Annotated in this window: 13 protein-coding genes; all 13 read right to left on the reverse strand. The window is 62.7% G+C overall.

Annotation, left to right across the window (positions count from 1 at the left end; translation table 11 throughout):
* Positions 1-4: 4 nt before the first annotated feature.
* The gene (flgK, locus tag ACVJGD_RS19775) at positions 5-1,477 is read right to left on the reverse strand and encodes a flagellar hook-associated protein FlgK (protein WP_456635916.1); all 1,473 of its coding nucleotides are present in this window, start codon (positions 1,475-1,477) and stop codon (positions 5-7) included.
* 34 nt (positions 1,478-1,511) lie between these two features.
* Positions 1,512-2,750, reverse strand: coding sequence for a flagellar hook protein FlgE (locus ACVJGD_RS19780; RefSeq protein WP_456635917.1), 1,239 nt, complete (start codon positions 2,748-2,750; stop codon positions 1,512-1,514).
* Positions 2,751-2,828: 78 nt separating this feature from the next.
* On the reverse strand, positions 2,829-3,374 hold the full coding sequence (locus ACVJGD_RS19785) for a transglycosylase SLT domain-containing protein (protein WP_456640305.1): 546 nt from the start codon (positions 3,372-3,374) through the stop codon (positions 2,829-2,831).
* Complete coding sequence (gene fliK / locus ACVJGD_RS19790; RefSeq protein ID WP_456635918.1) at positions 3,352-4,566, reverse strand: flagellar hook-length control protein FliK; 1,215 nt, start codon at positions 4,564-4,566, stop codon at positions 3,352-3,354. Before fliK ends, ACVJGD_RS19785 begins: the two co-directional genes overlap by 23 nt.
* Entirely contained in the window at positions 4,563-5,750 is a 1,188-nt protein-coding gene (locus ACVJGD_RS19795) for a chemotaxis protein (protein WP_456635919.1), read from the reverse strand. Before ACVJGD_RS19795 ends, fliK begins: the two co-directional genes overlap by 4 nt.
* A complete protein-coding gene (locus ACVJGD_RS19800; RefSeq protein ID WP_456635920.1) occupies positions 5,747-7,102 on the reverse strand; it encodes a MotB family protein in 1,356 nt (451 codons plus the stop codon). The genes ACVJGD_RS19795 and ACVJGD_RS19800 overlap by 4 nt, the downstream gene beginning before the upstream one ends.
* Before the next feature lies 1 nt (position 7,103).
* The gene (locus tag ACVJGD_RS19805; RefSeq protein WP_456635921.1) at positions 7,104-7,550 is read right to left on the reverse strand and encodes a hypothetical protein; all 447 of its coding nucleotides are present in this window, start codon (positions 7,548-7,550) and stop codon (positions 7,104-7,106) included.
* Positions 7,551-7,741: 191 nt separating this feature from the next.
* Positions 7,742-9,364, reverse strand: coding sequence for a flagellar basal-body MS-ring/collar protein FliF (gene fliF / locus ACVJGD_RS19810; protein WP_456635922.1), 1,623 nt, complete (start codon positions 9,362-9,364; stop codon positions 7,742-7,744).
* Between the two features lie 129 nt (positions 9,365-9,493).
* Positions 9,494-10,747 carry a flagellin N-terminal helical domain-containing protein gene (locus ACVJGD_RS19815; RefSeq protein ID WP_456635923.1) on the reverse strand — a complete coding sequence of 418 codons (1,254 nt, stop codon included), beginning with the start codon at positions 10,745-10,747 and terminating at the stop codon, positions 9,494-9,496.
* 201 nt (positions 10,748-10,948) lie between these two features.
* A complete protein-coding gene (fliP, locus tag ACVJGD_RS19820; protein WP_456635924.1) occupies positions 10,949-11,683 on the reverse strand; it encodes a flagellar type III secretion system pore protein FliP in 735 nt (244 codons plus the stop codon).
* The gene (locus ACVJGD_RS19825; RefSeq protein ID WP_456635925.1) at positions 11,680-12,135 is read right to left on the reverse strand and encodes a flagellar basal body-associated FliL family protein; all 456 of its coding nucleotides are present in this window, start codon (positions 12,133-12,135) and stop codon (positions 11,680-11,682) included. Before ACVJGD_RS19825 ends, fliP begins: the two co-directional genes overlap by 4 nt.
* A gap of 47 nt (positions 12,136-12,182) precedes the next feature.
* Positions 12,183-12,884 carry a flagellar basal body L-ring protein FlgH gene (flgH, locus tag ACVJGD_RS19830; protein ID WP_456635926.1) on the reverse strand — a complete coding sequence of 234 codons (702 nt, stop codon included), beginning with the start codon at positions 12,882-12,884 and terminating at the stop codon, positions 12,183-12,185.
* A complete protein-coding gene (locus ACVJGD_RS19835) occupies positions 12,881-13,567 on the reverse strand; it encodes a MotE family protein (protein WP_456635927.1) in 687 nt (228 codons plus the stop codon). Before ACVJGD_RS19835 ends, flgH begins: the two co-directional genes overlap by 4 nt.
* Positions 13,568-13,605: the final 38 nt, after the last annotated feature.

Here is a 13,605-nt window from a genome sequence, read left to right on the forward strand (position 1 = left end):
GCCGTTACCTCACCGCCGCGAGAAGATCTTTCAACATCTCATCGACCGTCGCGATCAGTTTCGACGAGGCAGAAAATGTGCGCTCGACCTGCAACATGAACGACATTTCGTCGTCCATGTTCACGCCGCTGACGTTGGACAGCGCTTCCGCGCTGCGCTCCAGCAAAGTCTGGCTATAAGTCGCTTCATCGTTCGTGCTCTTGCGCTGAGCTTCGAGCCAGCTCACCGACGAGCCGGCGAAATCGATCAGGCTCGCATTCGGCTTGCCGAGGGCCGCCGGGCTGAACGGACGGCTTGCCGCCATGCCGTCCACAAGCTCCTGAACCCTGGCGGAGAAACCGGCCGCGCCGCTAGTGTTGTACCGATAAGCCACGTTGCCGGAGATCGCGCCATCCCTCAGCAGCAGCGGATTGCCTCCGGCCCCCTGATCGACCGACGGATTGACGAAGATGGCGCCGGCGAGCCCGGAGGAGATCACACCCGCTGGTGGCATGGCCGGTGCGCCCGGGTAGGTGAAAAGTCCGGGCACGTCGGGCAGTGCCGCGGCAGTCTGGTCACTCTCCGCGAAGGTCTCGATCAAGCCGCGCGCGATCTCGTCGAGCTGATTTTGATAGGTGACCGTGGCATCGTCGCGCAGCGCGGCAAGGCCCGCGAGCTTTCCGCCGTGGATCGGCATCACGGCGGAGGCGCCGGTGACGGGCACGCCGTCAATATAGACTGCATTTCCGGTGGTGCCTGCCGTGTAAGCGTAGGTCGGACTGAGCGTGACCGATCGCGCTTTGGTCTCAAACAGCGTAACGCCAGAATCCGTGTAAATGACCATATCGTTGTTGGCACGGGTGGCGACCGTTATGCCGACCTCCTGCGAGAGCTTGGAGAGGATGCTGTCCCGCATATCGAGGTAGTCGGTGACATCGCTTCCGGTGATGGTCCCCTTGACGATCGAGGTATTGACAGTCTCGAACTGGGCCAACAGTTGGTTGATGGTCGAAACCGATGACACCATATCGGCATCGGCGTCGGCCCGCACCGACTGGACTGTCTTCGTCGCGTCATTGAGCGCCGATGCAACGCCTTTGGCCGCCGTTACTGCCGCTTGCGCGAGCGTGATATTGTCCGGCGCCGTCGCATATTGCTGCAGGGCACTCTTCAGCTTGGCAAGTTGTGCGGCCGGCGATTGGTCCTGCTGCGGATCGTCAACGGTGGTGGCCGCGATCTTCTGCAGGCCGTTATAGATCGAATCCTGGTTGGCGGTGGCAGAAGCCGCCTTCAGCACATTGTAGAACAGCCCCTCGCTGGTGGCGCGCTGGATGCCCGCGACATAGACCCCGTTTCCCGGCAGCGAGGCGACCAGAACGTTCTTTCGCGAATAGCCCTCCTGCATGGAGCCGGCGATATTGCGCGATATCACGGAAGCCTGCGCACTGGTCGTCATGAGCGACGTACGCGCCGAGCTGAGTGCGACCGTGAGTGACATGAGACCCCCCGCCCCGATGATACGCCGACGCCGCTTAGCGCTTCAGATTGACCAGGACGTCGAGCAGGTCGGCGCCGGTCTGGAAGACCTTTGAATTGGCGGTATACCCGCGCTGTGACTCGATCATCGAGGTCAGCTCCGCCGCAAGGTCGACGTTGGACTGTTCGAGCGCCTCCGATGTGATGGTGCCCAGACCGCTCCGCCCGGCGAAGTCGAGCTGCACGTTTCCGGAGTCGATGCCAACCGAGTAGACGTTGCCGGCCTCGGGCATGAGATTGTCGGGGCTCGGGACCGTCGCGAGCGGAATTTTATAGGTGGCGAGCCGCGTCCCGTCGGCATAGATCGCGTACAAGGTGCCGTCGGTATCGACCTCCACCTTGTCGATCGCACTCGGAGCATTGCCGTTGACGTTCGGCTTGAAGGCGAAGTCGTCGGCGACCTGCGTCATCGCCGAAAGGTCGAGCGTGAATGGCGAGCCGCCCGGGATTGTAAAGGCGAGAGCGGTGGGACTGGCCGCGGCCAGCCTGCCTTTTCCGGTCGCACTGACGTCGAAGGTAAACGTATCGGAATCCAGCGGTCCGCTTGAATAGGGGAAACCGCCGTTCGTCGATGCAGCGTTGTCATAGACCTGCACGTCCCAGGTGTTGGCCGCCGTCTTGAACATGTAGACGTCAAGCATCACCTTGTTCCCGATATTGTCGTAGGTGACGATCGAGGTCTTGGACGTATAGGCGGGCGGGCCTGCGGTAACGGTCGCGTTGGCGTCGAGATTGGCACTCTCCAATGTCGCCCTGGTCGAAGGATTACCCTGAAGTGCCGTTTGCGCGATGTTGACGACGTCGAGGCCGGTCAGACCATTCGCGACAACGTTGGGCGGACCGTTCTTGACGTCATAGCCCATCAAATAGAATCCCGCCGCATTGACCAGATTGCCTTCGCCATCCGGCACAAAGGATCCGGCGCGGGTCAGGAACGGCGTGCCCCCGGCATCGGTCACGACAAAGAAGCCGTTGCCCTGGATCATGAGATCTGTCGCGGACGTCGTGAATTGCGGCGCTCCGGGATCGGAGATGGCATAGCGGACATGTGTCTCCACGCTGCCGGAATTGTAGTTGCCGGACCCGCTCCTCAGAATGAGCGAAGAGAATTCGGTAGAGGCGCGCTTGTAGCCTGTGGTGTTGACGTTCGCGATGTTATCGGCCACCGTCGACAGCTTGTTGGATTGCGCATTCATGCCGGAGCCACCGGTGCGCATAACACCATACAGACTCATCAATCACCTCCATTGTGAGTGAATGCCATTAGAGCCGCTCTTCCTTGTGTGAGGCTGTCTGCGACGCATTCCTCTAGCTCAGGTCGTGCGCTCGCCGCAGTATGCGCGCGCGCCGGTCGTCCACGCACCAAAGCCGCTCGCCACCAGACTTCCGATCACACTGCAAATGTAGCGCCGTTGCGCGACGGTATTGTTTGGACCGGCGTTGTAGCGGGCGACCGCCATGGTCCAGCTACCCTCCCGCGCGCGCAATTCCTTCAGGAAGCGCGCCGCATAGTCGACGTTTTTCGCCGGATCGAACATCGCCTCGACGCTGGCGAATTCGCGCCCGTGATAGTGATGGTTGATCTGCATGCAGCCGAGATCGACCAGCTTGGCGCCCTTGTTCTTGGCCTCGCGGAACTGGGCAACGGCATCTCGAAGGTCGCGAGCCATGGCTGTCCTGCCGTCGATATTAAGCGCGTAGGGGTGCAGCACGCCCTTGCGTCCGGTCTCGCTCAGGCCCACCGCATACAATACCCCAAGCGGCACGGCATGAGCACGTGCCGCGCGCGCCATCTCACGCTCGCAGGGCCCATCGGCACGTGCGACGGTGGCGAAGCTACAGATAGACAGCACCACCATTGCGATCGGGCGCAACCTCTTCATCCTGACGGCGCTCGGTTGGCTTGATGAACTGGTCATGACCCTGCCTATTGTGACGCGTCCCGGCTTGCGCATCGCTGGATTGACGCTCCGAGGCGCCATTATTGAGCTGTGATCCACCCTGGGGCTGCTGCGACTGTTGCTGGTCCGATTGCGCGTGCGATTGGCCGCCACCCGACGTCGGATGGCGTGCACTGCCGTGGTCAATCGACGCAATGTCGAACGTGTAGCCGGCGGACTGCATCGCATCCATCAGGGCGCCGCGCTCCTCGCGCAGGAGCTGCGTTGTCTCATGTCGGTCCGCCAAAAGCCTCACCTCGACGGCATCGCCAGCCAGGCGCATCCTCACGGTCACCGTTCCCAAGCTGGGCGGATCCAGTTGCAGGGTCAGCATCCTGATCGGCGCATCCGGCCCCCGACGCATGTCCGGCGGAGTGAGATCGGCCGCAGTCGCAGGGGCTGCGGTCGGCGCCGGCGCCAGATCAGGAGCGATGCGATCGACGATCTTCTGCAGTAGCGTCGGTTGGTCGACAGGTTGGAAATGTGTCTCCTGTTCACGTACCGCGACCTTTACCGTCGGCATGGACCGCGTCTCGACCGCACCGAGTGAGGATGCAAAACGCTGTTCGGAGACGACGTCCGCCTTTGGAGATTTTGCCGGCTCGCCCAGTGTGAGCGCGTCCGCTCGATGCTCGACCCGGGCTTGGGAGCGGGCTGGGCGCGGGGCATCGCCATCATCCCGTGAAGAGAGCGGCTGCTGATCGAGCCTGGAGATCACGGAACTGAGCGCAGCCTCGGGCGCACGCCATTCCGGCGCAGGCGAAGTGATGTCTCCGTCCGGTCGGTGGGGAGAAGTCTCGTTCGCCTGCTGGCGAGTCCGACCTCGGGGCCGACCGGCTACGTGATCCAGCACTTCCGCGAGGGGATTGGACGGCTCGGGGTCCTGCGCCGGCTCCATATCGACACTCTTGATATCGAGCTGAGGCTTTTGCTTCGCTCCCTCTGCAATCGTCCGAAGCTGCTCACGAAAATGCCGGGCATCACCCTTGCTGTCCTCGACCTTGCCCTTGTGATCCTTGGTGACCATCGCGTTCTGGGAAGCGAGGCGCGAAGCCGCCTTGCCACCCGTGAGCTGGCGGATCATTGCCATCAAAGGGTCGGTCTTGGTCATCGAGCTCGCTCCTTCAATTGCTGTTTCGATTCGTCGAGAAGGACTTGCGCCCGATTGACGGCCGCAAGCGAGCGGCCGAAGTCGATCCGCGGACGCATCGACGTCTGCCCCTCGCTTGAGTGGTCCTGCTGTGCCGGGGCTGCGGGAAGCGCTTTTCTGACGTTGCGCCCGACCGCGAGCGCTGCCCTCAGCAACTCCGCATCTCGCTCGGGAAGCCGGCCAACCTCGATCTTCTGCAGGTCCAGGAGCGCTTCTTCATGGGCGTTTGTCACCACACGCGCGGCCGCGCGATAGAAGCGCGCGCGCTCCCGCTCGGAACTCCCCTCTTCAGTAAGTCCCAGCACGCGCTCTGCCGCCAGATCCGCCATTTCGACCTTGCCGCGCACCAGCGCAGTGCGCGCGATCAGCAGATAAAGGGCGCGCTGGCCGGCGTGGTCGAGCTGATCGAGCAAGGCGACGAGGCGAGGAAACCGATCCGATTGCTGCGCGAAGCTGAAGCGCGCGACGGCCACGGCAAGGCGTTGGCGAAAATTCCCCGCGTAGATCGAATGCCTGAAGCGTCGGAAATACTTTTGAGCCAGCGCTTCAAACTTGTCGAAATCATCAACCTGGCCAGCCACGAAGATCTCCCGGCGCAGTGCTGCCTCCTCGACCAGCGTTCCGGGCATCAGCAGTCTCGCCTCATCGAGCCGTTCGATCGCGGCTTTCGGGTCGGCCTGGGCAACGAGCGCGGACTGTACCAGCGCAATTTCGGCCGCGATGGTCGGCGGCAAGTCGCGCGCAGGTATACTGCCAAGCCGTGCCTTGGCATCGTCCGCCCTGCCTTCCACGTAAGCAATCGCGCCATCCAGGATCGCCCCATCGATATTGAGCAGGTCTCGGGAGCGCAGCGCGTCGACCACCTGGGGCGATCCTCCGCTCAGCAGGAAGGTCACCACGGCGCGCGAGTTCCTCGGGTCCTTCCAGACCGCCAGATCGGCTTTCTGAAACTCCTCGCCCAATCGCTTGAGCAAGGCTGGCTGCGCGTTATGCGCCTGCAGGCTTCCGCGCGCGATCTGGTCCTGCAAGGCGTGGAGCGTCCGGACCAGTTGATAGGGTTCGCGCGACGGCGCTTCAGCCTCTTCCGCTCGGGCTGTGCCGAGCAGAACGAACAGCGCGAGAGCGATGGTTCCCGCGCGGCTCATGGCAAAGGAGCGCGGATCAACAGTTCGATCCGCCGGTTCTCGGCGGCAGACGGATCGCTCGGATTTTTCGGCCGGCGATCGGCAAACCCCTCGATGTGCTCGATGCGCCGGGCATCGAGGCCGCCGCGGATCAGCATGTAGTAAGCCATGTGGGCGCGCGCGGTCGACAATCTCCAATTGTCGTATTCCGACGATCGAAAGGGGCGGTTATCGGTATGGCCGCGTACGATCACCGGTCCCGGACTTTGCGATATCAAAGGCGTGATCTTGTCGAGCGCCCGGACGAGGCCCGGGGTGGGCTCGGCCGACCCGGTGGCGAACATGCCGTAGTTCACATCGTCCGTGAGGCTTATGAGAAGGCCCTCATTGCTCTCGCGGACCTCGGCAACGGGATGCGACGATCCGAGCGGCGCAAGGACGGCGGATATGGCGGCCTGCAGCTTGCTCGCCTCACTCTGCACAGGCTTCCTTTCAGCCTGCGGAGCGGATGAGCCTTTGTCGCCTGGCGGAGCGGTTGAGCCCTTGTCGCCTGCGGGTGGATTGGAGCCCTTCTCTCCTGGAGCCGATGATGCGCGATTGGTGGCCGGATCGTTCTTGGAGTCATCATCGGCGAACAAGCCAATCGCCTTTGCCGTGTCCTGCTTCTCGCTGGCCGCCGAAGATCCCTTAGCTGGATCCGACCGCTGAACGGGGCCCGCCGTGGCGTCCGGCTTGCCTTCCGACGGGCGTGGACCCTTTCCCTCGCTGAGAACAGCGGCGTCTTCGTCGAACGGCAGACTGCCAAGTTCCTTGCTGCCCAACGCCTTCTTTTCCAGCGGCGCTGTCGACGCCATGGGCCAGTAGATGGGATCAAACGGATCCTTGAACGCCTCGCCGCCCTTCCATCCCTCTTTGCGTGTCGAATCCAGCGAGGTGCCCACTTCCGCGATCCGCGGAGGAGCGCCCGCGATTTCCGACAGCACTGCGTAAGGATCGCGGAACAGCGCCGCCTCACCGAAACGCGGCGGCGGCGCCTGCGGACGCTGCATCTGCTGCGCGGATTTGCCCGGTTCGGGTTTCGGCCGCAGGCTGTCTTCCTCCACGGCCTTGCCGGGATCGACGCGCCGGGCATCGTTGATGCCCTTGCGATCAGGGGTCGAGTCGGTCAGCTTGATCGGGTTGAAGTAGCTGGCGACGCTTTCGCGCGTTTCCTGGTTGGTGGCGCTGATGAGCCACATCACCAGAAAGAACGCCATCATCGCCGTCATGAAGTCGGCATAGGCAATTTTCCAGACGCTGTTCTTTGCTTCGGCGCTGTCGAGACTGCTCCGGCGTCGAACGATGATCAGCTCTGACCCGTCTTGATCGGCCATATCAATTCAGGACCGCAAACTTCAATCGCTCCGCCCAGAGCTTAATCTGGGTTTCAAGGAAGACCTGATCGACGGTGACGGAAACCTCCGCCACCGGAGCGGCCCGAAGCTCCACCGCGATCGCGCGTATCGCAAGCTTGCTGCGCAGCGCCTCCACCAGTTCGGCGGGACATGTAACCCGCAAGGCCGGGCGGCGAACATCCGAGGCGACCGACGCGAGCTGCTCGACGAAGGTGGCAACCGCCTGCTTTTGAACCGCGTTCGAAATGAACGGCTCGAGGATGCGCGCGGTCACCCCGGCGATCTTGGCTTCAAGCTGCGCGCCGGCTTCGGCGATGTCGCTGGCGATCTTGGCAGCCAGTTCATTCAGCAGATTGTGCCTTTCCTCGACGAGCTGCATGCTCAGACCGTGTTTCTCGTCGGCAAGCTTCTGCTCGAACTCGGCCAACGCCGTCGCATAGCCGTTGGATCTTCCACGCTGATACGCGTCATCGTCGTTGGACGGAGGCGGGGGCGCTGGCTTGGCCTGCACCTTGGGACTGGAGTGCTGCGCGTGATCAAACGGGACGACGCGGCTGCGAGCCCTCTGCGGCTCAGGCTGATCGAAGCTTGCCAGCAAACGCGCGACCTTCTCCGAACTCATGCCGACTCCTCCTGCCGAATCCACTGCTTGAGAATCGCAGCCGCCTGCTTCTCATCGAGCTGAACGATCTGTTCCAACCGCCTCTGGGGAGCGTGCTGAACTCTTCTCGATATGTCCTGGACGAGATTCGGCGCTTCTTCCCCGAACTGGTCCATCGAGCCGCCCTCGCCGCTCAATAGCGCGGCCGCCTCTCCCGTCTCGAGCTGGGCAGTCTCGCTTGACCGCGAGTCGAGGATCGCGTTGATCGCGGGCCGCAGGCCGAACCAGATCAGCATGGCCGCGACAGCGACGATGGCGACCGCGCTGACGAAGGCGCCCGACTGGCGCATCAGCACTTCGGTGAAGGTGATGGCAGGGACCGGCGGGAAGTCGCGCGCGCCTTCCATGAACTCGACCGCCGATACCTGGATCTGGTCTCCGCGCTGGCGGTCGAGCCCCGCCGCGGTTGCGGCGAGCTGGCTGATCTCGGCGACCTTTGCTTCCACGGCCGCCTCGCTGGCCTTGTCGCCAAGACTGGCCAGGAGGCGTGGACGATTGACCAGCACCGCGAGGAACAGCTTGTTGACGACGTAGCCGTCGCTTACGGTCGTCGTCGTTTTCGACGACACTTCGAAATTGGTGACATCCTCCCGCCGCTGCTTCTCGTCGTTGGAATTCTTAGCCCCGGTCGCATTGATCTGCTGATCCGGCAGGTTCTGCTGCACCGTCGTCGGCGTCTGCCGATCCAGGCTTTGCGACGATTCCTTCTCACGAACGGCGCGAACCGATCTTTGGACGCGGGACTCCGGATCGTAGACGGTCTCGTTGGTCTGCCGCTTGTCCGTACTGAGCTGGGTGGCGACGCTGACTTCAAAGTTGTCGAGCCCCAGATAGGGCGCGAGCGCCTTGCTGACATTCTCCTGGATCAGCCGGCTGACGACGCGTTGCAGGTTCGCCATGCTCGTCGGCGCCGCGGCCTCGTCGTCGGACGCGAGCAACGATCCATCACTGTCGAGGACGGTCACCTTGTCGGCCGCCATCCCCGGGACTGCCGCCGCGACGAGGTGACGAACCGATCGAGCCGTTTTGGCGTCGGCAGCCCCGTCGGTGCGGATCACAACCGATGCCGAAGGCGGCTGCTGCTCACGCCGGAACGATCCACGCGCCGGCATGACAATGTGGACGCGCGCAGCCTTCACGCCTTTGAGGACCTGGATCGTACGGGCGATTTCACCTTCGAGCGCGCGGACGCGGGTGACTTCCTGCATGAAGGACGTCAGGCCGAGGGAGCCGATCTTGTCGAAGAGCTCATATCCCCCGCTGCTGCTGTTCGGCAAGCCTTTCTCGGCCAGCAATGTTCTTGCCTGGGCGGTCTGCCCCGGTCGCACGAAGATGGTGTCGCCCGAAGCGTTCACATCGAAGGCAACGTTCGCGTCGCGCAACACCGCGCCGACGCGAGAGACGTCTTCCCGGGTAAGACCAGTGTAGAGCACATCGAATTCCGGCCGGCTCAGGTAATAGGCGCCGCCGCCGACACCCAGGAAGACGGCAAGGCCGACAAGCGCGAGCACGGTGAGGCGCCTGGGGCCAAGCTCGAGCAGATTGTTCCAGAGCCTTTGCGCATGTTCGCGGTTAACCATCAAACCCTCTGCGATACTTCCGAATCGATACTCGATCGTGAAGCTTGTCCGAGGGTTGCGCGGCGCGAACATTGCAAAACGGCCGCGACCAGGTCGGTCGCGGCCGTCGTAGTCACGAGGTGACGTCTACTAGCCGCGGAACAGCGACAGGATGCTCTGGCTGCCCGAGTTCGCGATCGACAGAGCCTGAATGCCGAGCTGCTGCTGGACCTGGAGGGCCTGCAGGCGGGTCGATTCAGCGTTCATGTCGGCGTCGACGAGCTGGCCGATACCGCGATCGAGCGAGTCAGTCAGCGTCTTCACGAAGTCCTGCTGCAGGCCGATGCGGTTCTTGATCGCGCCAAGGTTGGTGGCCGAGTCGGTGATCTTGGCGAAGGCATCCTGGGTGCCCTGGATGTAGGTCTCGAGCTTCGCCAGGTCAGCAGCGCTGTCGGTGAGCTTCGAGATGTCCAGCGTCGCGACGCTGAAGGTCTCCCAGGCCGTACCGCTATAGGCATCGTAGGTGGCGTCGAGAATACCCTTCTTGGTGTCGACGGGCGTGGCGAGCGCGGTCAGCGTGACCGCGGCACCGAGACCGGCAACACTGGCGTCGATCGCGATGTCTTCATCGTTGCGGCTCTTGAAGGACAGCTTGTCGCCGGCCGCCGAGACGCCAACAGACAGACCATCGATGCCGAGCTTGTTGATCGCCGTCGCGATGTCCTTGAGCGAGGTGTTCTTCGCCACCGCGATGTTGATCGCCGGATTGGCGCCGACGGTCACCGTGATGTTGCCGCCGACGTCGGTTGTGTTGTCATAGGCAGCCGTATCGGCCGTCGGGAAGGTCTGCGCCGCGTAGGTGGTATCCAGATTCGCATCATAGAGCTTGATCGAGTCCAGATTGATCGAAAGCGTGTCGATCTTGACCGTGCCGCCGGCACGCGAGAACGACGAAACGACGGTCTTCGAGGAGTTGTAGCTCGCCGAGGTCGAGTCGACCGAGATCCAGTTCTCACCGTTGAAAACCGCGCTGTCGGCGGTGTTCTTCAACTGCTTCTGCAGTTCGGTGATTTCGCTCTGGATCTTGGCGCGATCGACGCCGGGCGTACGGGCGGCAACCAGCTTCGCGTTGATCTGCGAGACGACGCTGACGGTGCCGTTCAGGCCCGTATACATCGTGTCGATGGTCGCGGCGCCGAGGCCGAGAGCGTCCTGCACGGCGCTCAGAGCCATGTTGTCCGAACGCATGGTGGTGGCGATCGACCAATAAGCGGCGTTATCGGACGCCGTCGACACCCGATAGCCGGTGGAGATGCGGTTCTGGGTGGTCGCAAGACCCGCGCTGACTGTCCGCAGGGTCTGCAGAGCGGTCATGGCGGAGGAGTTAGTCATCAAGCTAGACATTGCTTATGTCCCTTTAGTGTGAGGTGTTTATCTGGGGACATACCGGGCTTTCACCGGTACGGCAGGGCGGCATCATGCCTTTGGGGTTGAAGGAGCACCCAACCTGCCGTTCATCCATCCTAGCAGCCGAACCTTACCTAAAGCTGAACAGCAGCTCGGGCATTTGCAGTCCGGATACCGTCCGGGGCACCCGATGCTAGTCTACTGAAATGATCGTACCAGGCCGATGGCGAGAAGATTCCAGCCATCGATCAGCACGAAGAACAGCACCTTGAAAGGAAGCGCGAACACGGTCGGCGGCATCATCATCATGCCCATAGACATCGTCAGCGTGGCGACGACCATGTCGATCACGAGAAATGGCATGATGACCAGGAAGCCGATCTCGAAGGCCCTTCGCAGCTCGGAAATCATGAAGGCGGGTATGATCACGCGCAGATCGATCCGCTGGCCGTCGGGCCGCGTCTTGAAGCCTTCGGCCGCCAGGCTTTCAAAGCTTTGCAGATCCTTCTCGCGAACATGCGCCAGCATGAAATCGCGAAACGGATCTGTCACACGCGTATATGCTTCCTGCTCCGAAATTTCGTTCTGCATCAAGGGCTGAACGCCGTCCTTCCAGGCGCGGTCAAATGTCGGTGCCATGACGTAGAAGGTCATGAAGAGCGCGAGGCTGATCATGACGATATTTGCCGGCGTCGTCTGCAGCCCGAGTCCCGCGCGCAGAAACGAAAGCGCGACGACGAACCTTGTGAAGCTCGTCACCATGATCAGGAGTCCGGGAGCCAGTGACAAGACCGTGAGCAGCGCCACGAGCTGGATGATCCGCCCACTGGCGCTTCCACCGCCTTGCGGGATCAGCGTGGACAGATCCGGAATCTGGGCCGCCGCCGCGGTGGGGAGAAGAGCCAGGAGCAGGACGAGGCAGAAGCGCTTCATTGGATGACCAGTGTTTCAATGATCAGTTCGCGCACTTTTCCACCCGAACGGATTGCCGCCCTCTCGTTGAGATCCTCGCGAAGATACTGCAGCCCGCGCGAGCCCTCGATCTGCGCCGCCGAAACCGTTCGCAGGTAGGACACGATGTCTTCGCCCAGCCGGGCAGCGAGAACGCTCGCCTCCTCCTCGTTCATCTGATCGGTGACAACCGATCCTTCCATGCGGATCCAGGTCCCGGCCGGCGCCGCCAGGTTGGTCACGACCGGCGAGATCTTCCGCAGGCGCGCCGTCGGACTGAATGCGGTCGCGACCGGCCGCTCCGCGGGCTCCTTCTGGCTATCGGCGATCCGCTGCCCGGCGGACAAAAGATACATGCTGGCAAGACCGCCCGCCCCAGCCGACAGCACCGTAAGCAGCAACAACGCGGCCAACCATTGCATCACGTTCCCCATGTCCCGCTCCGCTGCCTGACGAGCCTCGCCGCTTCTCGCCGCACCGGCTAGAACGGCCCGACCTGGTCGTAGATCTGGTGCCCCCACGCCGGCTGCTGCACCTCCATGAGTCGACCGCGACCACCATAGGAGATCCGCGCCTCTCCGATTTTGTCATAGGCAATAGTGTTGTTGCGGCCGATGTCCCGCGGCCGGACGATGCCGGCAACGTTCAGAATGCGCAGTTCGTAATTGACGCGCACTTCCTGCGATCCGCTGATCAGCAGGTTTCCGTTCGGCAGCACGTCGACCACGACTGCCCCAACCGAGAATTTCACCTCCTCGGTCCGGTCGATCTTTCCCTCTCCCTTGGTCGACGTTTGCGAGTTGACGTTGCCATTGGCCTGCCCCTTGGGCGACCAGCCAAACATCTCGACGAGGTAGTCGGCGCTGAATTTCGTCTGCGAATCCCGTGACCGGTCGGTCTTGTTGTCGAGCGTCGCCTTATCGTTCATCAGGATGGTGACGGTGATGAGATCACCGATACGCGCCGCGCGCGGATCGCGGTAAAGATCCTTCCGCTCGTCGTACAGCGAATGATAACCTGCGGTGTATCGGCCGCGCGGCTCGACGGGAACCGCTCGCGCTTCCGCACGCAGGCCTTGGCCGATCGGCGACAAATAAGGCGCCTGGTTGAGCTCGGCGAGACTGTTCATGCATCCGCCCAGAGCAAGAAACGGAAACAGGGAAAGCAAGCGAAGAACCTTCATTTGTTCGTCTTCCCGTCGTCGGGGCGCCGCATGCCCGCCAGGGTATCGGCGAGATGGGCCGCGCGCCCGGGCTCCATCTCGTTCAGGATCGCGCTTGCCGTCCGCACCCGAAGCTTGGCGAGCACGGCGGCCGCGGTTTCATCCGCCATGCTCGCGATCTGCTGGGCGGCGGCATCCGGGTTCATGCCGGAGTAGATCTCGACGACGTTGTCTTCCGCCTTCTTCAGGAAGTCTTCGCGCAGCTTCAGCCATTTCTCGTATTCGGCGCGCTTCGCCTCCAGCTCCGCGATCCGCTCCCGAAGCTTGGCTTCGGACGCTTCGAGCTGCTTTTGCTGCCACGCTACGCGCGCGTCCAGCGCCGCATCCGTGATGTTCTTGCAGAATTCGGTGGCGTCAGATCCACGAGGATCGGTTGTCGCCGGCTCTCCAGGTGTCGACGGTGACGCTGCATTCTTTGCAACGGTCGCAGTCGTCAGCGGCGGCTCGGGCTGCGAGGTGCTGGACGGGGCCTCCGGCTTGGCAACGGGGCGGGACGGCGGCGCGCGCGATGTCTTGGCAAAGTTGGCCAAGTTCAGCGGCTTCGACAATTTCTGCTCGGGCTGCGCCCACGCCTCCGCCTGCGCGTAGAGCGCAAGACACCCCGCAAGGAGAATGCTTTTTCCCAGCAACGTCGCGAGCTTCACCGTCCGCTCTCCGCACAGCACCTGTCCGAAGCGTTGCA

The organism is Bradyrhizobium sp. USDA 10063 (assembly GCF_054063735.1).